The organism is Mesorhizobium sp. B1-1-6, assembly GCF_006443035.1.
Classification (GTDB): domain Bacteria; phylum Pseudomonadota; class Alphaproteobacteria; order Rhizobiales; family Rhizobiaceae; genus Mesorhizobium.
In genome coordinates this window covers 152,261-173,288 of the sequence record NZ_VFWR01000003.1, presented here as the reverse complement: position 1 = coordinate 173,288, position 21,028 = coordinate 152,261, and the positions used below count along the sequence as shown (strand labels likewise).

Annotated in this window: 17 protein-coding genes; 10 read left to right on the top strand and 7 right to left on the bottom strand. The window is 63.4% G+C overall.

Features of this window, described 5'->3' with window-relative positions:
- The first annotated feature begins 14 nt into the window (after positions 1-14).
- From FJ979_RS07455 to FJ979_RS07440, 4 genes are read left to right on the top strand one after another with little or no spacing between them, the layout of a single operon-like run.
- A complete protein-coding gene (locus tag FJ979_RS07455) occupies positions 15-1,304 on the top strand; it encodes a CpaE family protein (RefSeq protein WP_140513212.1) in 1,290 nt (429 codons plus the stop codon).
- A gap of 29 nt (positions 1,305-1,333) precedes the next feature.
- Positions 1,334-2,842, top strand: a complete 1,509-nt coding sequence (locus FJ979_RS07450; RefSeq protein WP_140496710.1) for a CpaF family protein — start codon at positions 1,334-1,336, stop codon at positions 2,840-2,842.
- 29 nt (positions 2,843-2,871) lie between these two features.
- Entirely contained in the window at positions 2,872-3,885 is a 1,014-nt protein-coding gene (locus tag FJ979_RS07445) for a type II secretion system F family protein (RefSeq protein WP_140496708.1), read from the top strand.
- A 9-nt stretch (positions 3,886-3,894) separates the two neighbouring features.
- A complete protein-coding gene (locus tag FJ979_RS07440; protein ID WP_140496706.1) occupies positions 3,895-4,911 on the top strand; it encodes a type II secretion system F family protein in 1,017 nt (338 codons plus the stop codon).
- Between the two features lie 82 nt (positions 4,912-4,993).
- On the opposite strand, the gene FJ979_RS07435 is transcribed toward FJ979_RS07440, so the two are convergent.
- On the bottom strand, positions 4,994-5,815 hold the full coding sequence (locus FJ979_RS07435) for a tetratricopeptide repeat protein (protein ID WP_140523904.1): 822 nt from the start codon (positions 5,813-5,815) through the stop codon (positions 4,994-4,996).
- Positions 5,816-5,945: 130 nt separating this feature from the next.
- Here FJ979_RS07435 and FJ979_RS07430 point away from each other — a divergent pair, with 130 nt between their 5' ends.
- The 5 genes from FJ979_RS07430 (at position 5,946) to pdeM (ending at position 11,974) form a co-directional block, all read left to right on the top strand.
- On the top strand, positions 5,946-7,310 hold the full coding sequence (locus FJ979_RS07430) for a leucyl aminopeptidase family protein (RefSeq protein WP_140580413.1): 1,365 nt from the start codon (positions 5,946-5,948) through the stop codon (positions 7,308-7,310).
- Positions 7,311-7,387: 77 nt separating this feature from the next.
- Complete coding sequence (locus FJ979_RS07425) at positions 7,388-7,738, top strand: MarR family winged helix-turn-helix transcriptional regulator (RefSeq protein WP_140513216.1); 351 nt, start codon at positions 7,388-7,390, stop codon at positions 7,736-7,738.
- Positions 7,739-7,767: 29 nt separating this feature from the next.
- Positions 7,768-8,628, top strand: coding sequence for an NlpC/P60 family protein (locus tag FJ979_RS07420; protein WP_140496697.1), 861 nt, complete (start codon positions 7,768-7,770; stop codon positions 8,626-8,628).
- Between the two features lie 98 nt (positions 8,629-8,726).
- Positions 8,727-11,261: a ligase-associated DNA damage response DEXH box helicase gene (locus tag FJ979_RS07415; protein ID WP_140580411.1), complete on the top strand. Its 2,535-nt coding sequence runs from the start codon at positions 8,727-8,729 to the stop codon at positions 11,259-11,261.
- Positions 11,258-11,974 carry a ligase-associated DNA damage response endonuclease PdeM gene (gene pdeM, locus FJ979_RS07410; protein ID WP_140580409.1) on the top strand — a complete coding sequence of 239 codons (717 nt, stop codon included), beginning with the start codon at positions 11,258-11,260 and terminating at the stop codon, positions 11,972-11,974. Before FJ979_RS07415 ends, pdeM begins: the two co-directional genes overlap by 4 nt.
- A gap of 5 nt (positions 11,975-11,979) precedes the next feature.
- Here pdeM and FJ979_RS07405 read toward each other — a convergent pair whose 3' ends face one another.
- From FJ979_RS07405 to FJ979_RS07395, 3 genes are read right to left on the bottom strand one after another with little or no spacing between them, the layout of a single operon-like run.
- Positions 11,980-12,915: a DmsC/YnfH family molybdoenzyme membrane anchor subunit gene (locus FJ979_RS07405; protein ID WP_140560877.1), complete on the bottom strand. Its 936-nt coding sequence runs from the start codon at positions 12,913-12,915 to the stop codon at positions 11,980-11,982.
- Between the two features lie 5 nt (positions 12,916-12,920).
- Positions 12,921-13,655 carry a 4Fe-4S dicluster domain-containing protein gene (locus FJ979_RS07400; protein WP_140496689.1) on the bottom strand — a complete coding sequence of 245 codons (735 nt, stop codon included), beginning with the start codon at positions 13,653-13,655 and terminating at the stop codon, positions 12,921-12,923.
- Entirely contained in the window at positions 13,652-16,582 is a 2,931-nt protein-coding gene (locus FJ979_RS07395) for a molybdopterin oxidoreductase family protein (RefSeq protein ID WP_140580408.1), read from the bottom strand. The genes FJ979_RS07400 and FJ979_RS07395 overlap by 4 nt, the downstream gene beginning before the upstream one ends.
- Positions 16,583-16,859: 277 nt before the next feature.
- Between FJ979_RS07395 and FJ979_RS07390 the strand changes: the two genes are divergently transcribed.
- A complete protein-coding gene (locus FJ979_RS07390) occupies positions 16,860-17,762 on the top strand; it encodes a LysR family transcriptional regulator (protein WP_140496685.1) in 903 nt (300 codons plus the stop codon).
- Between the two features lie 12 nt (positions 17,763-17,774).
- On the opposite strand, the gene FJ979_RS07385 is transcribed toward FJ979_RS07390, so the two are convergent.
- The 3 genes from FJ979_RS07385 to FJ979_RS07375 form a co-directional block, all read right to left on the bottom strand.
- On the bottom strand, positions 17,775-19,031 hold the full coding sequence (locus FJ979_RS07385) for an Hsp70 family protein (RefSeq protein ID WP_140560875.1): 1,257 nt from the start codon (positions 19,029-19,031) through the stop codon (positions 17,775-17,777).
- A 180-nt stretch (positions 19,032-19,211) separates the two neighbouring features.
- Positions 19,212-20,000, bottom strand: coding sequence for a TIGR02186 family protein (locus tag FJ979_RS07380; RefSeq protein WP_140496681.1), 789 nt, complete (start codon positions 19,998-20,000; stop codon positions 19,212-19,214).
- Positions 20,000-20,923 carry a sulfite exporter TauE/SafE family protein gene (locus tag FJ979_RS07375; RefSeq protein WP_140496679.1) on the bottom strand — a complete coding sequence of 308 codons (924 nt, stop codon included), beginning with the start codon at positions 20,921-20,923 and terminating at the stop codon, positions 20,000-20,002. The genes FJ979_RS07380 and FJ979_RS07375 overlap by 1 nt, the downstream gene beginning before the upstream one ends.
- Positions 20,924-21,028 lie beyond the last annotated feature (105 nt).

The following is a 21,028-nucleotide window of genomic DNA, read 5'->3' as shown; positions in this document are numbered from 1 at the left end:
GAAGTCACGGAAAGATGACCATGAGCAATCTTGCCTATGACACCCCCGTGGACGGCGGTGAGACCTCGCCGCAGGACATCGCCGCGATGCAGGCGCTGCGGCCGGTTCCCCGCATCTCGATCCAGGCATTCTGCGAGACCGAGGGTGTCGCCAATCCAGTCGAGCGCGCCGGCGAGGACCGCCGCATGACCAAGGCCCATCTCAAGGTCCATATGGGCGGCGTCCCCACGGCCATCGAATTCTACCAGTCGGCGCCGACGCCGAACCTGATCCTGCTGGAGTCGCGCAGCGAACCCAAACAGCTGCTGGAACAGCTCGCGCAGCTCTCGGAATATTGCGACCCGTCTTCCAAAGTGGTGGTAATCGGCCACTACAACGATGTCGGCCTCTATCGCGAGCTCATCCGCTCCGGCATTTCCGAATATGTCATCGCGCCGGTGTCGATGGCCGACATCGTCAGCGTCATATCGTCGATCTTTGTCGATCCGGAAGCCGAGCCGCTCGGCCGCTCGATCGCCTTCGTCGGCGCCAAGGGTGGCGTTGGCTCTTCCACCATCGCCCATAACGTGGCTTGGGCGATGTCCTCCCTGTTCAAATCCGAGGTGGTCGTCGCAGACCTCGACCTCGCTTTCGGCACGGCCAACATCAATTTCGACCAGGATCCCGCGCAAGGCATCGCCGAAGCGGTGTTTTCGCCCGAGCGCATCGATGAAGTCTATCTCGACCGGCTGCTGACCCAGTGCGCCGAACACCTTTCGCTGCTCGCCGCGCCCTCGACGCTCGAACGCGTCTATGATTTCGATCCCGACGCCTTTACGCAGCTTGTCGACACCGCGCAGCGCACCGTGCCGCTCCTGGTGCTCGACGTTCCCCATGTCTGGACGGGTTGGACCAAGAACACCCTGATCAAGGCCGATGAAATCGTCATCACGGCGACGCCGGAACTGGCCAATTTGCGCAATACCAAGAATTTGGTCGACATGCTCAAACGGCTTCGTCCCAACGACTCGCCGCCCAAACTCATCATCAATCAGGCCGGCGTGCCCAAACGTCCGGAGATTTCCCCGTCCGATTTCGCCGAGCCGCTCGGCCTGGCCGCGATGGCGATCATCGGCTTTGACCCGCTGCTGTTCGGCAATGCCGCCAACAACGGACGTATGCTTGGTGAAATGGACGCCAAGAACCCGGTTGTCGCCACGATCAACGAAATTGCCCATGTGCTGACCGGTCGCAGCGAAATCCGGGTGAAGAAAAAAGCGGGTCTCGGAAATCTGCTCGGCAAGCTTTCGCGCAACAAGAAATGATGCTTCTTCAGTGGAATCGGTAGTCGATCATGTTTGGTAAGAGAGGCAGCGACGACGGCAACCGGTTCAAGCCGGAATTCCGCCAGCCGGCACCGGCGCCGACCGCGCCAGCCGTCGCGGATTCGGCCGATACGGCGGTTCTTGCGAGGCCGGCGGCCGCACCTGCGTCGAGCGCTCCTGTTGCACCGCCGGCCCGCCGCGCGGTCGAGGCGCCGCCGATAGCTCCGGAGCCGAAGCGGGCGGCGCGCGAAAAGAGCGAAACCTATTACGACACCAAGAGCCAGGTCTTCGCCGCCCTGATCGACACGATCGACCTGTCGCAACTCGCCAAGCTCGATCCCGAAAGCGCGCGCGAGGAAATCCGCGACATCGTCAACGACATCATCGCGATCAAGAATTTCGCGATGTCGATCGCCGAACAGGAAGAACTGCTCGAGGATATCTGCAACGACGTGCTTGGCTATGGGCCGCTCGAGCCATTGCTCGCCCGCGACGACATCGCCGACATCATGGTCAACGGCTCCAAGAACGTCTACATCGAAGTCAACGGCAAGGTCGAACAGACCGGCATTCGTTTTCGTGACAACCAGCAGCTTCTCAACATCTGCCAGCGCATCGTCAGCCAGGTCGGCCGCCGCGTCGATGAATCCAGCCCGATCTGCGATGCGCGTCTTCCCGACGGCTCCCGCGTCAACGTCATCGCGCCGCCGCTCGCCATCGACGGCACCGCGCTCACCATCCGCAAATTCAAGAAGGACAAGCTGACGCTCGATCAGCTGGTGAAGTTCGGCGCCATCTCGCCGCAAGGAGCCGAGGTTCTCAAGATCATCGGCCGTGTTCGCTGCAACATCGTCATCTCCGGCGGCACCGGCTCGGGCAAGACGACGCTCCTCAACTGCCTGACCAACTACATCGATCGCGAGGAACGCGTCATCACCTGCGAGGACTCGGCCGAACTGCAACTACAGCAGCCGCATGTTGTCCGTCTGGAAACCCGCCCGCCCAACCTCGAAGGGGAAGGCGAGGTGACGATGCGGGATCTGGTCAAGAACTGCCTGCGCATGCGGCCCGAGCGCATCATCGTCGGCGAAGTGCGCGGACCCGAAGTGTTCGACCTTCTGCAGGCGATGAACACCGGCCATGACGGCTCGATGGGAACGATCCACTCGAACAGCCCGCGCGAATGCCTGAATCGTATCGAATCCATGATCGCAATGGGCGGTTTTTCGCTGCCGCAGAAGACCGTGCGCGAAATCGTCGTCGGCTCCATCGACGTGATTATCCAGGCGGCACGCCTGCGCGACGGATCGCGCCGCATCACTCACATCACCGAGGTGATCGGAATGGAAGGCGACGTCATCATCACGCAGGACATCGTCCTCTACAACATCAAGGGCGAGGACGCGAATGGGCGGCTGCTGGGAGAGCATGTATCGACCGGCATCGGTCGCCCGCATTTCTGGGACCGCGCCCGTTACTATGGCGAGGAGCAGCGCCTCGCAATAGCGCTTGAGGCGATGGAGAAACGCGCTGACTGACGCTGCTGCAGGCGTAAGGGTTCTGGTCGATGTTTGGAATTGACGGCACCGTATTGGCGTTTGTCGTGCTCGCCGGCTTCAGCGCCGGCGCGGTCGCCTATGCATTCCTGTTCACCCGGATCAGCAACGAAAAGCAGGCCGGCAAGCGGCTGGAAACGATCAAGACCGCGGAGACGGATCGCTCCGTCGTCAAGGCCTCGCGCGATCGCGTGGCGGAGGCGGCCAAAAGACGCAAGTCGGTCCAGGATTCCTTGAAGGAACTCGACGAGAAGCAGAAATCCAAGGACAGCGCGGTCAAGAAACCGCCGCTGAAAGCCCAACTGCGCCAAGCCGGCCTGAAGGTTTCCATCGAACGCTTCTACATCTATTCCGCCATTTGCGGCCTAGCCCTGACGATCATCGCCTTTGTGGTGGGGGCGCCGCTTTTTGTTTTGCCTGGTGTGCTGCTGGCCGGTGCGCTGGGCCTTCCGCGCTGGTTCGTCTCATTTCGCCGCGCGCGGCGGGTCAAGGCATTCCTCAACGAATTTCCCAACGCGCTCGACATCATCGTGCGCGCGGTCAAATCCGGCCTGCCGCTGAACGATGCGGTGCGCCTGATCGCCAATGAATCTCCCGAGCCCGTCAAGGCCGAGTTTCGCCGCATCGTCGATTCGCAGCAGATGGGCCTGTCGATCCCGGATGCCACCTTGCGCATGCCCGAAACCATGCCATGCACCGAGGCGAGCTTTTTCGGCATCGTCATTCAGATCCAGTCGCAGGCCGGCGGCAATCTCTCCGAGGCGCTGGGCAATCTTTCGCGCGTGCTTCGCGACCGCAAGAAGATGAAGGCCAAGGTCCAGGCGCTGTCGATGGAAGCCAAGGCGTCCGCCGCCATCATCGGCGCGCTGCCTTTCATCGTCGCGTTTCTCGTCTATCTCTCCAGCCCCAACTACCTGATGCCGCTGTTCACCACGAGCATCGGTAACCTGATCCTGGGGGTTTCGGCCGTCTGGATGTCGATCGGCATCTTCGTGATGCGCAAGATGATGAACTTCGAAGTCTAGGGCCGCGGCATGACCGAACAAGTCGTCAAATCACTGACGGATCCCGGCCTCCTGATCGCGCTGCTGGTCGGCATTGCCGTGTTCGCGACGGTCTTCACCTTGCTGCCGGCATTTGGCGGAAACCAGCTCAAGGCGCGCATGAAGTCGGTCGCGCTGGAACGCGACGAATTGCGCGCCAAGCAGCGCGCGCGGCTTGCAAGCGAGGCGGATCGCCGCCGCAAGGGCCTGCGCGAAGAACAGTCGATCGGCATGCGCAACATCGTCGACAGGCTCGACCTGCGGCGCGCCCTCGCCGACGAGGGTACTTTGCAGAAGCTCAAGGTTGCCGGTTTCCGTGGACAGAACCCGCTGACGCGGTTTCTCTTCTTCCGCCTCGTGCTTCCGTTTGTCGGCTTCGCACTGGGCGTGATCTACATATTCGTGCTCGGAGGACTGCCGCAGCAGCCATTGTTCATCCGGCTGTTCGTCTGCGTCCTCGTTGCCTATGGCGGCTTCTACGCACCGGTCGTCTATGTCAACAACCGCGCCACCAAGCGCAAGCAATCGATCCAGATGGCATGGCCGGACGCGCTTGACCTGATGCTGATCTGCGTCGAATCTGGCATGTCGGTGGAAGCGGCATTGCGCAAGGTCGCCGACGAGATCGGCGCCCAATCGGTGGCCCTTGCGGAAGAATTCATCCTGACGAACGCCGAGCTCTCCTATCTGCAGGAGCGCAAGCAGGCCTATGAGAACCTCGCCAGCCGCACCGGCCTGGAATCCGTCAAGTCGGTGTCGCAGGCACTCGTCCAGGCCGAGCGTTACGGCACCCCTGTGGCGCATGCGTTGCGCGTGCTCGCGGGTGAAAGCCGGGACCAACGCATGAACGCTGCCGAGAAGAAGGCCGCCGCCTTGCCGCCCAAGCTCACCGTGCCGATGATCCTGTTTTTCCTGCCGGTGCTGTTCGCCATCATCCTCGGCCCTGCCGGCATCCAGGTCAGCCAGCGCGGCATCTTCGGCCAGGCGCACGAAACCAGCAGCCAGTAGGTGAATCTGACCGATCCAAAGAAAAACCGCGCGGCTGACGCAGCGCGGTTCTCTTATGCAGGGTTCGGTGGCCGCGTGCCGCTCAGTTGGTTGCGGCTTTCGCCTTGTCCTGATCCTTGAGCTGGCTCCAGGCATTTTGCTGAGCCAGCATCTGCCTGAGATAAGCGACATTGGCCTGCGCCTGTTCGGGTGACAGCTCCTGCGAGGCGATCTTCTCGGCTTCGTCGAAGCGGCCCTGCAGGCCGACGACCAGCGCCAGGTTCTGGCGCACGCGGCTGTCGGCATTCGGCTGCTGTGCGGCCGAGCGCATATAGGTTTCGGCGGTGCGCAGGTCGCCTCCCAGCACATAGGACATGCCAAGGTTGGAAAGCACCGAAGGTTCGTTCGGCTTGAGCTCCAGCGCCTTGCGGTAGAGCTGGCGCGCGTCGTCCTTCTGGCTGAGCTGGTCGAGAATGGCCGCTTCCGCCGACACCAGCCTCCAGTCGGGATATTCCGGCGTCTGCGCCCGGCGCACGGCATCAAGCGCCGCCTCGAACTGGCCGTTGGCGGCCAGCGCCTTGCCGTAGGCGGCAAGCACGTCGCGATCCTTGGGATAGGCGATCGCCAGCTTGCGCATCACGGCAAGCGACTGGTCGGCATCGCCATCCATCTGCAGCGCCGCGGCGAAGTTGGTCGCTATCCGCTTATCGTTGGGATTCCTGGAATAGGACTGGCCAAGCGCTGCCGTCGCATTGTGCAATTCTCCCGCCGACATCGTCTCCAGCGGCTTGCCGCTGGTGCGTCCGATCGAGCCTGTGCTGATCTTGTCGGTTCCGCAGCCGGCAACGCCTGCGGCCAGCGCGAGCATGAAGGCCGTGGTGATGAGCCGCTTTCCGCTGGCGTTCATCGTGCGGTTCGTCGACATCGGCACCCTGGGCCTCCATTCGTGCGCGTGGCCATTGCGTGACCATCTTCCCTCTCGAAGAAATATTCTGTTAACCCTAACGGACAGTTAAGAAGCGCCGAATCGACGGACGTCGGCAGGAGAACATCGAATGTCAGTGGAACTGGTCGAGAACAAGCTGAACAACCCGCTTCCTGTCCATCTGGTGGCTAAGGACGGTCTGGAGACGGCCGGTCTGACGTCATCAGCCGTGGCGTGGGCCAGGGCCAACGGCTTCTCCGGCGAAGCGGGCAGGACGCTCATCGTGCCTGCGGAAAACGGCGCGCTCGGCGGTGCCTTGTTCGGCATTGGCGACGGCGAGGGCGCGCTGGCCGTCGGCGCGCTGGCGAAAAGCCTGGCGGAGGGCGACTGGCATTTCGCCTCCGCGCCGGCCGAGCCGGAGCTGGCGGCGATCGCGCTGGCCCTCGGCGGCTATGTCTTTACCCGCTATGGCAAGAAACCGGGCAAGGCGCTGCGCTTCGAATTGCCGGCCGGCGTAGAGGCAAAACGCGTTCGCCGCATCGTCGAAGGCGTCTTCCTGACGCGCGATCTTGTCAACACGCCGACCAGCGACATGGGGCCGGACGAGCTGGAGAAGGCGGTTCGAGCCCTGGCCGAAATTCACAAGGCCGAAGTGTCGGTGATCAAGGGCGACGACCTCATCAAGCAGAATTTCCCGATGATCCATGCCGTCGGCCGCGCTTCGTCCGGTGCACCGCGCCTTATCGACATGGGCTGGGGGCCAAGGAGCGCGCCGAAAGTGACGCTGGTCGGCAAGGGCGTCTGTTTCGATACCGGCGGCCTCGACATCAAGCCGTCGTCCGGCATGCTGTTGATGAAGAAGGACATGGGGGGCGCCGCCAATGTGCTGGGTCTGGCCTCGATGATCATGGCCTCCGGATTGAACGTGCGGCTGCGCGTGCTGATCCCGGCCATCGAGAATTCGATCGCCGGCAACGCCTTCAGGCCTGGCGACGTGTTGGCGAGCCGTAAGGGCATGTCAGTCGAGATCGGCAACACCGACGCCGAGGGGAGACTGGTTCTGGGCGACGCGCTGGCGCTGGCCGACGAGGAGGAGCCGCAGTTGCTTGTCGACATGGCGACACTGACCGGGGCTGCCCGTGTCGCGCTCGGTCCGGACCTGCCGCCCTTCTACACCGGCGACGAGGCGCTGGCCTCGGACCTGGCGGCCGCCTCGCTGGCGGTCGAGGATCCGCTGTGGCGCATGCCGCTGTGGCGGCCCTATGATGCGAAGCTGTCGTCGAAGATCGCCGACATCAACAACGTCACCACCGATGGGTTCGCCGGTTCGATCACCGCGGCGCTGTTCCTCAAGCGTTTTGTCGAGAAGACGGCAAGCTGGGCGCATTTCGACATCTTCGCCTGGAACCCCGCCGATCGTCCGCACGGACCTGCCGGCGGCGAGGCGCAAGGCATCCGGGCACTGGAGCACGTCATCTCGAAGCGTTTTGGCTGATGTGGCGGCGACTTTCAGGGCCGGCAGATTGCTGAAACTGAAACGGAACCGAAACAATTTGCCGTCATTCTCGTGCGATGTCGATTTCGATGCGCCCGAGCCAGGCCTTGCGATTGTGGCAGCAAGTGATGCTGTCGCAGGTGCGCGACGACGCGCCCGACCTCACCATGCGCCAGACGGCTATCCTGTTCACCATCTATCTCGATCCGCCGCCGCACACGGTGCGCGGGCTGGCGGCCCGTCTCAACGTCACCAAGCCGGTCATCACCAGGGCGCTCGACACGATGGGCGCGCTCAAACTGGTGTCGCGCCATCGTGACGAGCTCGACAAGCGCAACGTGCTGATCAAGCGCACGGTCGAGGGCGCCCTCTTTGTCGAGCGCTTCGGCGATGGTATCATCGCCAAGGCACAAGAGCTGCCCATCTGACGACCAGCCGCTTCAATGGATGAACTGATTTGACCGCCAGGGATGCCCGCCTCCACGCCTTTCGGCCCGATCTTGCCGATGCGAGATTGAAAGGAGAGGTCGCTGCCGACCGCTTTGTCGCCGGCCGGCCGGCGCGGATTTCGATCCCGGTTGCCGATATCCGCAAGGCTCCGCGTCCAGACGCTGGTGTCAACACGCAAGCGCTATTCGGCGATGACGTGCTCGTTTTCGAGGACAGAGAGGGCTGGGCCTGGATCCAGGCCGAACGGGACGGTTATGTCGGCTATGTCGCCGACGCCATGTTGGGCGGGCGGGATCATGCGCTCACCCATATCGTCTCCGTGCCCCGAACTTTCCTCTATCCCGGCCCGGATCTGCGCCTTCCGATCGCGGGACAGCTGTCGATGGGGTCCACCGTCACGGTGACCGGGTCCGCCGAAACGCGCGGCACCCACTATGCCGTCCTGCCCTCCGGTGAGGCAATCATAGCGGGTCACCTGCGGCCGCTCAGTAATGTGGCCGCCGACTATGTTTCGGTGGCCGAGATGTTTCTCGGCACGCCATATCTCTGGGGTGGTGTCTCCGGCTTCGGCATCGATTGCTCCGGCCTCGTGCAACTGGCGATGCGCATGGCCGGCGCCGATGTCCTGCGCGATTCCGACATGCAGGCGCAGAGCATCGGCGAGCCGCTCGATCCAGGCCCCGATTATTCCGGCCTGCGCCGCGGCGATCTCGTTTTCTGGAAAGGCCATGTCGCCATCATGACCGATGCCGAGACCATGATCCACGCCAACGGCCACACCATGTTGGTGTCGCGCGAAGGCCTGAAGGAAGCCGTCGCCCGCATCGGCTATCTCTACGGCGGGCCGACGGGGTTCCGGCGGCCCTAGCGCCAATCCTCCCTTCTCCCAGGGAGAGAAAAACTGCTCGATCACCTTTTGTTCCGATTGTTCTTGGCGTTAGCGCGCCGTCGCGCTAACTCTGACGCGTGACAGAGAAGCCGCGCCTTGCCGACCAGAATGCCGCCGTCATTCTGCCCGACCCATTCCTCAGATGGTTTGGCGAGAAGGGCTGGGCGCCGCGCGCGCACCAGATCGAATTGCTGGCGAGGGCTCAGGCAGGGCAGTCGGTACTGCTGATCGCACCGACCGGCGCCGGCAAGACGCTGGCCGGGTTCCTGCCTTCGCTGACCGAACTGGCCGTCAGGGCCAGGCGAAAACCGGGTCAGGCCCATCGCGGCATCCACACACTCTACATCTCGCCGCTGAAGGCGCTGGCTGTCGACATCGAGCGCAACCTTGGCAAGCCGGTGGAGGAGATCGGGCTCTCCCTCACCATCGAGACCCGCACCGGCGACACGCCGGCGCACAAACGCCAGCGGCAGAAGCTGGTGCCGCCCGACATCCTGCTCACCACGCCCGAGCAGCTTGCGCTGCTGATCGCGGCTCCCGATGCAAGGCGTTTCTTCGAAGACCTGCGCTATGTCGTGCTCGACGAGTTGCATTCGCTGGTGATTTCGAAGCGCGGTCATCTCCTGGCGCTTGGCCTGGCGCGGCTGCGCCAGTTCGTGCCCGAGGTTCAGACCATCGGACTTTCCGCCACGGTGGCCGAACCGGACGAATTGCGCCGCTGGCTGGTCGGCCAGAATCCACCCGGCGATATGGCCGAACTGATCGTCGCTACCGGCGGCGCAAAGCCCGAAATATCCATCCTTGACTCGGAAGAGCGCGTACCGTGGGCGGGGCATTCGGCGCGCTACGCGACGCCGGAGATCTACCGCGAGATCAAGCGCCATAAGACTACCCTGCTGTTCGTCAATACGCGCAGCCAGGCGGAGTTGCTGTTCCAGGAACTGTGGCGCGTCAACGAAGATACCTTGCCGATCGCCTTGCATCATGGGTCGCTCGATGTCGCGCAGCGGCGGCGGGTCGAGAAGGCGATGGGCGACAATGCGCTGCGCGCCATCGTTGCCACCTCGACGCTCGACCTCGGCATCGACTGGGGTGACGTCGACCTCGTCGTCCATGTCGGCGCACCGAAAGGAGCGAGCCGGCTGGCGCAGCGCATCGGCCGCGCCAACCACCGCATGGATGAACCGTCCAAAGCCGTCCTCATTCCGGCCAACCGCTTCGAGGTGCTCGAATGCCGGGCAGCGCTGGACGCCAACTATCTCGGCGCGCAGGATACGCCTCCACTGGTCGATGGCGGGCTGGACGTGCTGGCGCAACATGTCCTTGGCTGTGCTTGCGGCGCACCGTTCCGCGCGGACGATCTTTACGAGGAGGTGCGGTCGGCGGCCCCCTATGCCGGGCTGGGTCGGCCGACATTCCACCGCGTCGTCGATTTCGTCGCCACGGGTGGCTACGCCTTGAAGAGCTATGAGCGATACGCCCGCATCCGCCTCAACAAGGAGGGATTGTGGCGGGTATCCAATCCGCGCGTGGCCCAGCAATACAGGCTGAACGTCGGCACTATCATCGAGGTGCCGGCGCTCAACGTGCGTTATGTCCAGGCCGGCAGCAAGGGTTCCGTGTCGCGCGGCGGCAGGGTTTTAGGCAAGATCGAGGAGGCTTTCCTCGAGACGCTGACGCATGGCGACACCTTCATGTTCGCCGGCAAAGTTCTTCGCTTCGAAGGCATTCGCGAGAATGAGTGCTTCGTCTCGAACGCGCCCGGCAGCGATGCGAAGGTGCCTTACTATGGCGGCGGCAAGTTCCCGCTTTCGACCTATCTCGCCGAACAGGTCCGCGCCATGCTGGACGATCCGCAGCGGTGGAAGAAACTGCCCGAGCAGGTGGCCGACTGGCTGCGCTTCCAGGCCGACAAATCGGTGCTGCCCAAACGCGATGACCTGCTGATCGAGACCTTTCCGCGCGGCAACCGCCACTATCTGGTCGCCTACCCCTTCGAGGGCAGGCTGGCCCACCAGACGCTCGGCATGCTGCTTACCCGCCGTCTGGACAGGACGGGCGCCAGGCCGCTTGGCTTCGTCGCCACCGACTATGCCTTGGCCATTTGGTCGCTGGGCGACATGGGGGCGATGTTCAAAGCCGGAAAACCTTCGCTCGGCGCGCTTTTCGATGAGGACATGCTTGGCGACGATCTCGAGGCCTGGCTGGCAGACAGCTGGCTTCTCAAGCGCACTTTTCGCAATTGCGCGCTGATTTCAGGGCTGATCGAAAAGCGTCATCCCGGCAAGGAGAAGAGTGGCCGTCAGGTGACTGTCTCGACAGACCTTATTTATGACGTCCTGCGCAGCCATGAGCCGGATCACATATTGCTCCAGGCGACGCGCGCGGACGCGGCGGCGGGCCTGCTCGATGTCAGCAGACTTGCGGACATGCTCTCGCGCATTCAAGGTCGAATCATGCATAAGAACCTCGAACAGATATCGCCGCTCGCCGTGCCGATCATGCTCGAGATCGGCAAGATGCCGGTGCACGGCGAAGCCGATGAAACGCTGCTGATGGATGCGGCCACGCTGGTTGAGGAAGCCATGGGGCCGGAGATGGCTGAGGAATGAATTTTTCGCTGGCGCGCGCATCGTTGATCGCCGACGCCGATCTGGTCGGCATCGCCGGCGAACGTGCGGTCTGCGATCCGCGCGGCGTGCTCTACTTTCCCGAGCTCAAGCTTCTGGCCGTTTCCGATCTGCATCTGGAAAAAGGCTCATCGCTGGCAAGGCGCGGCATGCTGCTCCCGCCCTATGACACCGGCGCGACCTTGCTGCGATTGCAGGCCGTCATCTCAGACTACCAGCCGGCAATCGTCATCAGCCTGGGCGATTCCTTCCATGATGGCGGCGGCGCCGAGCGCATGCATCGAAGTTTCCGCGAACGGCTGGAGGCGCTGATGGCGGGCTGCGACTGGTTCTGGGTGGCCGGCAACCATGACCCGGAGGCGCCGGCCGACCTGCCGGGCGATACGGTGCGCGAACTCGCCATCGGCTCGTTGCTGTTCCGGCACGAGCCGTCGAAGCTGCGCGTCGAGGGCGAGATATCGGGCCATCTCCATCCCTGCGCCCGCATCGTCCAGCAGGGCCGTTCAGTGCGGCGGCGCTGCTTCGCCGGCGATGGCGGCCGCATGATCATGCCCGCCTTCGGCGCCTATACCGGCTCACTCAACGTGCTCGACCGCGCCTATGCCGGCCTGTTCCGCCTGGAATCGCTGATGGCCTATATGCTCGGCACGGACCGCATCTTTGCGATTTCAGGCTCGATGCTGCGACCCGGCTGAAGCCGCTATTTCCCGTAGTAGAGAGTGACCGTGTGCTTCGCTTCGGCGAAGAACAGCCAACGTTCGACCAGCATGCCGACAAACTGTGCGACCGCGGCGAACACCGATGCGAGCGCCGCGAAAGGTGACGGCAAGGCGAAGGCCGTAATCAGCAGCAAGGCGGGTAGCGCGAAACCCAGGAGCTGGGTGATCCGCCGCATCTTTGCGCTGTGCTTGCGCGCGATGCGAAAACCCATTTCCTTGAGCAAATAATTTTCCTCGGTATGCGGCCATTCCAGCGATCTAACCGTCCCCCCGGCAAGCCCGGTTGCGGTGTTGGCGTTGGTGGGGATTTCCAATTGGTCGTTGTACCGCCAGGTCGCAAGCTTCCAGGCCCAACCGAGCAGGGTCAGCAGTACGCAGGCTGCCAGAAGCATTTTGGAACCGACGGCAAAGCCTTGGCATAGCGCGGCCAGAAGTACACTGCCGCTCATAGCCGAGAAAATGAGATAGCCGGGCAAGGTGTAAGGGCTGTGCCACTGAGCGATGGGTTTCAGCGAGGCATAGATCATGCCGGTCATGCAGACGGTGATGACGGCGCCAATCGTTGCCAGAAGTCCGGCGGCGGCGACCCAGCCATCGGTGCGGCCAAGAATGACCCAGCCAATGCCAAACAGTCCGGCCGGGACGAAGGTGGCGACCGAGGCGACGCCTTCGCGCGATAGCCAGGAACTGCGCCATTGCGAGAACGCACGCCAGGCGCGTTCGGGGCGGCCGAGATGTCCGGTCGAGGACAACAGGCCGGCGGTGATCAGCCCGAGCGCCAGTCCCATGCCGATGAAGCCCAGCCAGAAATCGGGTGCGATGACGCCAAGTGGCGCCAGCACGCCGAGCAGCGCCAGCAGGCCGTAGCCGGCGCCGGTGGCGGTGGTGAAGAAGACGACCGAGAAGGCTGGATGCATGGGGTTTAGTTCGAGAGCATGCGGTCGACCCAGCCGAGGAACCCACCCTCGGCCCTCACCGGCTCCAGGGTTGGCGCAGAAATCTTTGCTGCGCGTTCGGTATGCGCGCGCGGCGGCAGGTATTTGTTGGTCGGGCGGTAGCCGAGTTCCGGCATCAGGTCGACGCCGCCACGCTCCTCAACCAGTTGCGACACCGCCGAGGCGGGGTCGCCGAGATCGCCGAAATGCCGTGCGCTGGTCGGACAGGCCGCGACGCAGGCCGGCACGCGGTCCTCCTCGGCCAGATTGTCATTGTAGATGCGGTCGACGCAGAGCGTGCATTTCTTCATCACGCCGACATCGGTGTCGAATTCGCGCGCGCCATAGGGGCAGGCCCAGCTGCATAGCTTGCAGCCGATGCACTTGTCCTCATCGACCAGCACGATGCCGTCCGAGGCTCGTTTGTAGGAGGCGCCGGTCGGACACACAGTGACGCAGGCCGGCGTCTCGCAATGCAGGCACGAGCGCGGGAAGTTCACCGTGCGGCCGCCCATCGCGGTGGTGTGCTCGTAGCTGTGCACGCGATTGAACCAGACGCCGTCGACATGGCCGCCATAGGGGTCGATGTCGGTCAGCGGCGCCATGTGGCCGCCGGTGTTCCATTCCTTGCAGGCGGTGACGCAGGCCTGACAACCGACGCAGGTGTCGAGGTCTATGACCAGGCCTAGTTTTTTGCCCGTGTGGGCGGGGACGCAGGTCATTTGGCGGCTTCCCTGTTCATGCGGAATTCGGCGCCAAAGCGAAGTGTGTCCGGCGATGGCTGGAATTGCGGCGGCTGGTGGAAACGCTCGAATTGCGGCTCGGTGAAACCGGCTTCCTCCGCCGCGCATTTGACGATGCGCACCTTGAGATCGAACCATGCCGCCTGGCCGGTCACCGGATCGGAATTCGAATACCGCCTGCCGTTGGTGTCTGCCGTGGTCTGGTCGCCGATGATGTGGTTGAGCAGGAAGCCGCGATTGCTCTCGGCGGCATCGTCCTTCAGCCCCCAGCTGCCGCGCCTTTTGCCGATGGCGTTCCAGGTCCAGACCGTGCTTTCGTTCACGCCCTCGACCAGCTTGATCTGTCCCTTGACCTTGCCATTGATGCTTTCGATCCACACCCAGTCGTCGTCGGCAAGGCCGAGACCTGCGGCGGTCCTCTCATGCACGAACAGCCGGTTTTGGCTGGTAATCTGCCTCAGCCACGCATTCTGCGAACCCCAGGAATGGTACATGTGCATCGGCCGCTGCGTCAGCGCATGCAACGGATATTTCTGCTGGTCGACGGCCGCTTCCTCGAACGGCACGTACCAGAAGGGTAGCGGGTCCATGTAGGTCTCGATGCGCTGGCGTTCGCTCTCGGGCGGCACGGCCCGACCATGGCCGCGCGCGGCAAGACGAAAGCGCTGCAAGGGTTCGGAATAGAGCTGGAAGACGACTGGTTCGGCCTTCGGGATGAAGCCCATCTGCACCGCGAAATCGAGATAGGACCGGTTGGCCATCTTGTAGTAACGCTGGTCCTCAGCGAAATCGTGGTGCCAGAAGCCGCCATTGTCGATGTAGCGCTGCAACTGGTCCGGGTTTGGCTCGCCCTTGCCGGTCGAATTGCCGTCCTTGCCACGCCAGCCGGCAAGCGGGCCGATACCGGGCGTGCGCTGGTGATTGACGATGTAGTCGGCATAGTCGGCATATTTGGCCGCCCCGTCTTCTCTGACGAAACCCGGCAGGCCGAGGCGCGCGCCGAGCTCGATCAGCACCGATTGGAACGGGCGCACGTCCCGGTCCGGCTCGACCACGGGATGGCGTATAGCATCGCCCGGTCCGTCGGCATGGCTGATCGGCCGGTCGAGCAGGCTGATGCAGTCGTGCCGTTCGAGATAGGTTGTGTCGGGCAGCACGAGGTCAGCGAACGGCACGGTCTCGGAATAATAGGCGTCGGAATAGATGATGAAAGGGATCTTGTAATTGCCCGCCTCGTCGCGGTCGGTCAGCATACGAATCGTCTCGACGGTGTTCATCGAGGAATTCCAGGCCATGTTCGACATGTACATCATCAGTGTGTCGATCTTGTATGGATCGCCGGCCCAGGCGTTACGGATGGCGGTGTGCATCAAGCCGTGCGCAGCGAGCGGCGCCTCCCAGGAATAGGCCTTGTCTATGCGGATCGGCACCCCTGCCTCATCGACCAGAAGGTCGTCAGGCCCGCAGACGAAGCCGAGCGGAATGCCGTCCAGTGGCGTCATCGGCCGGACGCTCTTGCCGGCAGGCTTCGGTCCTGGCGGCGCGCAACGCGGATAAGGCGGTTTGAAGCGGAAGCCGCCCGGGACGTCCACCGTACCGAGCAGCACCTGCAGAAGATGAATGGCTCGGCAAGAATGAAAACCGTTGGAATGGGCTGAGATGCCGCGCATCGCGTGCATCGACACAGGCCGTCCCCTAATCGTCTCGTGGCGGTGGCCGGCCCAGTCGGTCCACGCCACCGGCAGTTCGATCGTCTGCTCAAAGGCGACATGAGCGAGCTCGGCGGCGATCCTGCGGATCGTATCGGCGGCAATGCCGCAGCGCTCCGCGACCGCATCGGGCGAATAGCTCTCATCGAGGTATCGATCGGCGATCAGCTGGAACACCGGAACGCAGCGACGACCGTCGACGGTGAAGCTGCCGGTCAATGCCGGTTTGGCGCTGGCGTCGGTGGCGCGGACAGGCACCTTCGCCACTCTGTCCCAGGCGAGCAGGTTGCCGGCGCCATCGCGGACAAACAGCCCGTCATCGGCCGCACCCGGATCCTGGATGACGAGCACATGGGCGTTGGTGTAGCGCAGGAGATAGTCGAGATCGACGCGGCCTGCCTTCAAGAGCTCGTGGATGAGGGCAAACACGAATAGGCCGTCGGTGCCCGGCCGGATGCCGATCCAGTCGTCGGCGATGGCGTTGTAGCCAGTGCGGCATGGATTGATCGACACCACCTTGGCGCCGCGCGCCTTCAGCTTGCCGAGGCCGATCTTGATCGGGTTGGAATCATGGTCCTCGGCGACGCCGAAAAGCATGAAATACCGGGTATTGTCCCAGTCGGGTTCGCCGAACTCCCAGAACGAGCCGCCGATCGTATAAAGCCCGCCTGCGGCCATGTTCACCGAACAGAAACCGCCATGCGCGGCGAAGTTCGGCGTGCCGAACTGGCTTGCCCACCAGCCGGTCAGGGATTGCGATTGGTCGCGGCCGGTAAAGAAGGCGAGTTTCTTCGGGTCGCTGCGGCGGATGGACGAAAGCCGCTCCGCGGCGATCGTCAGCGCTTCTTCCCACTCGATCTCGCGGAATTCTCCCGAGCCGCGCGAGCCGGTGCGCAGCAGCGGCTTTTTCAGCCGGGCAGGGCTGTAATGCTGCATGATGCCGGAGCTGCCCTTACCGCAGATCACGCCGCGATTGACCGGATGATCCTTGTTGCCGTTGATGTAGCGGACCTTGCCGTCCTTGATGTGCACGTCGATGCCGCAGCGGCAGGCGCACATATAGCATGTGGTCTTGGCGATGCGGTCGGAGACGGCGGGCGAGGTGTCGACGCCATCGTTCTCGTCGGGTGCGTTCGTGTCGGCGAGCGGGCGTTGGGACGGGGCGGAATTCGCGCCGCGCAGAGATCCTTGGGTCATGATCCCCGAGCGCTTCTGCGGTTCGCGGCTTTGGCCCTGGTTTTCGGCCCGGGACCGCGCATGTAATGCTCTTCCGGATGATAGCGATCGCCGGCCAGCCGCCGCCGCAGGCCGCGGGTCCAGTGCGCGAACAGGGACTTGAACCGCCCGATCATTTCATTCTCTGTCAATCGGTAGCGAATTTTTTCTAACTTCGATTGAAAACTTAGAATAAAGCTATCAACCCGTCTAATCAATTGTTCTTGTAAATTCGATCGATATTGGTTCTTAATGCCTTATGACACTTGACCAGTTGCGGATATTTGTCGCCGTCGCCGAGCGCGGCCACATGACCAAAGCGGCGGAGCTGCTGGGCATCTCCCAATCGGCCGCGTCGGCTGCCATCCGCGCGCTTGAGGAACAGCATGGCGTCCATCTGTTCAACCGCGTCGGCCGCAACATCGAGCTTGCCCAGACCGGTCACCGGTTCCTGCCAGAAGCCAAGGCCGTACTGGAACGAGCCGCCGCCGCACGCAATGTGCTGGAACATGTCTCGCAGACGGTTGCCGGCAGCCTCTCCATCGCCGCCAGCCTGACGATCGCCAGCTATTGGCTGCCGCGCCGGCTGGCGTCCTTCCACGAAGCCTATCCTGCGGTCAGGCTGAGCGTCAGCATCGGCAACACCAGGCAGGTCGAAGCCAGCGTGCTGGATGGAACCGCCGATCTCGGCCTGGTCGAGGGGCGCACCGAGTCTGACATATTGCGCCGCGCCAAGGTCGATATCGACCGGTTGATGCTGGTGGTTGCCGGTTCTCATCCCGAGATCGCCGAAATCGCGCCGGGCCGCCCCGACATAAAAGGGCTGCGCTGGATCATCCGCGAGGGCGGTTCCGGCACGCGGGAGGTGCTGGAGGATCTGGCGCGCCGCGAAGGGATTTCGCTTGACGACCTGCAGATATTTCTGGTGCTGCCGAGCAACGAGGCGGTTCGCCAGGCGGTCGAGGCCGGTGCCGGCGCCACCATCATTTCGGAGCTCGTCGTTGGACGCGCCGTTGCTGAAGGCAGCCTGCGGTCCGTGCCGCTCGAACTGCCGAAACGCGACTTCGCCATGATTACACATCGCGACCGCCAGGCAAGCCTGGCCCAGATGGCGCTCAAGGCGCATTTGGGGGCCGACGAGAAGGCGTCCGCGCGTTCGTGAATTGTCCGGATATCAGCCGAACTTGCGCTGCGCGTCCAGCGCAAGGCCAAGTCCGACCGAGCCGAACATATCGCCCTCGATGACCGAAGCCTGAGGCACCAGCGACAGGATTTTTTGTCTCGCCAGCGGGATCGCGGTGGATCCTCCGGTCAGGAACACGGCGGTGATGTCGGACGACTTGACCCCGGCGTCGCCGATGGTCTGGCCGACCGTGGCGGCAACGCGCTCGATGTCCCTGGCGATCGTGGCGTTCAGCGCCTTTCGGGTGATCTCGGCGGCGAACTGGACTTCCGGCAGCCTCACCTCGACATCGGCCGAGACCTTGTCGGTCAGCGCGATCTTGGCCCTTTCGACAAGAGCGGCCAGCGCGTGCCCATACCGGTGCTCGACGATATGGATGAAGCGGTCGACGAGATCGGCGCGCTCGGCCTCGTAGCGGATCTGGCGCAGATGCGTCATCGCCTTGGCCGTGTAGACCAGGTTGATGCGTTGCCATGTGGCAAGATCGATGAAGTAGCTGGCCGGCAGGTTGCGCTTGCCGTCCTTGGTCGGGCTGAGGTAGCCGAGTTCCGGCATCACATGCGCGATGCTGAGCAATCGGTCGAAGTCGGTGCCGCCGATATGGATGCCGCGGCTGGCCAGGATATCGTCCTTGCGGTCAAGCGAGCGGGCACGCTGCGGCGAGACCCTTACGATCGAGAAGTCCGACGTGCCGCCACCCATGTCGATGATCAGCGCCAGTTCCTCGCGCGTCACCTTCTGCTCGTAGTCGAGGGCCGCCGCGATCGGTTCGAACTGGAAGGCGATATGCTTGAAGCCTTGGGCGCGGGCGGCTCCTTCGAGCTCGCTTTGTGCCCTGGCATCGGCCTCGGCGTCGCCGTCGACGAACTGCACCGGCCGACCGAGCACCACGCTCTCGACGGCGCCGCCGGCATCGTCCTCCAGTCTTTTTCGCAGATGGCCGAGGAACAGGCCGACGATCTCCATGAAGCCGATCGACCGCGCCTTGATGCGCGTCTTTTCCTGCGCGAGCGCGCTGCCGAGCACGCTCTTCAGCGAGCGCATCAGCCGACCTTCGACGCTGTCGGTGTAATTGGCGATTGCGTGGCGGCCGAAACAGGTACGGTTGTCCTCGAAGTTGAAGAACACGGCGCTTGGCAGCGTGACCTCGCCGCCTTCCAGCGCGACGAGGTGCGGCTGGCCGCTCCTGACCACGCCCACGGTGGAGTTGGAAGTGCCAAAATCGATGCCGGCGAATGCTGGTCGCATCGCAGCCTCCTGTCATCTCTGCTAAGGCAGCGGTTCGGCGCCGTCTGTGAAGCGTGCGCTCTCTGTCGTCCGGGGTGGCCGGACTGCTCTGCCGAATTGAATTGTGCGTGTTGCCCGGCGGGCCGGGAGGTGGCGGTCTATAGCATGATCCAGGAAAGGGGAACCCCCTTTGTAGCCGCCTTAGTCCTTGCGGAAGATCAACCTTCCGAGCCAGCCCGTCACCATGGCCAGTGATATGGCGAAGACGCCGTAGAGGAAGGAATAGTCGTGGGCGACACGGAAGATCGACTGTTCGAAACCGGATTTGCGGATTTCGAGCTGGGCCGAGCTCTCCTTGATGAACAGGCCGCTCTTGAACAGGAACGCGCGCGCCTTGTGGGTGCCGACCGGAACGTTCGGCGCCAGCCGCACCGTGGCGCGGAACAGGTTCTGTGACAGGAACTGCACGCCGCCGACATTCTCGCTGTAGAGGCCGGTTGCGGCCTTGCGTTCGCGCAACGCCGCGGTGAATTCCTCGATCGTGGCCGGGCTGTCGCCGGCATCGGCCGGCTGCATGTAGAGATTGGAGGCGCCGAGCGACAATTGCCTGTAGCTGTTCGGCTCGGTGATGTCCTGCAACGGCCGCGTCGTCGCCACCGAATAGGACACCGGCACGTTTTCGAAGGTCTCGGATTCCAGGTTGACCCAGACGCCGAGCACCCGGTCCTTGCGGCGCACCACCACCGGCTTGGGTGGACCTTCGAGCACGACGATGATGTCGTAGCGGCCTTGGCGCGCCACCAGCGGATCGGGATTTTCCAGCGAGCCGAAAATGGTCAGGTCGGCACCGGAAAAGCCGGCGGTGATCGAGACTTTGTCGGTGGAAAGGCCGATCTGGATGCTTTCGGTCGGCGGCGTCTGCGCCTTCGCGGGTGCGGCGGCGATCAATGACAGAAGAGCGGCGGTTGCGAGCGCTTTCAGGCCATTCATCAGTTGAAGCCCGCGCCGGACAGCGAATAAAGATTGGGCGGTGTGACGAAGAGGTCGATGGCAAGCCTTATCGCCACCGCCAGCACCAGCATCGCCAGCAGCGCTCTCAACTGCTCGCCGCGCAGCCGCTGGCCGGCCTTGGCGCCATATTGCGCGCCGGCGACACCACCGGCCATCAAAAGAAAGGCCAGCATCACGTCGACCGTCTGGTTGGTGGTGGCGTGGACCAGAGTGGTGTAGGCCGAGGTAAAGATGATCTGGAACAGCGAGGTGCCGATGACGACGTTGGTCGGCACTTTCAGGAGATAGATCAGAGCCGGCACCATGATGAAGCCGCCGCCGACACCCATGATAGACGACAGGAAGCCGATGGCCGCGCCCAGCCCAAGCACGGGGATGACGCTGACGAACAGCTTCGAGGCCCTGAACCGCATCTTCAGCGGCAGGCGGTGGATCCAGTTGTGCTGGCCGGATTTCTTCAGCACCGGTGCCGCGCCGCTGCGCGTGGCGCGCAGCGCGTTGATGCTTTCGACCAGCATCAGCCCGCCGACGGTGCCCAGAAGCACGACGTAGAGCAGCGAGATGAACAGATCGAGCTGTCCCAGCCTGCGCAGGAAAGCGAAGACATAGATGCCGCCGGTGGAGCCGACGATGCCGCCGGCAAGCAGCACCCCGCCGAGCTTGAAGTCGAGCGTGCCGCGCTTCATATGCGACAGCGCGCCGGAGAAGGATGAGGCGATGACCTGGTTGGCGCCGGTCGCCACCGCGATTGCCGGTGGGATGTTGTAGAAGATCAGGAGCGGCGTGATGAGAAAACCGCCGCCGACGCCGAACATGCCCGACAGAAAGCCCACCGCAGCGCCCATGGCCAGCAGCACGAAGACGTTGACGGAAATTTCCGCAATCGGGAGATAGATGCCCACCCGTCGGTCTCGATCAGTTTGCCAGTCGGCGAATACCGCCGTTGCGATAGTATCGCACCGAAAAGCCAATTTTTCCTTGCGCCGAAGCGGCGGCGAGGTCAAACC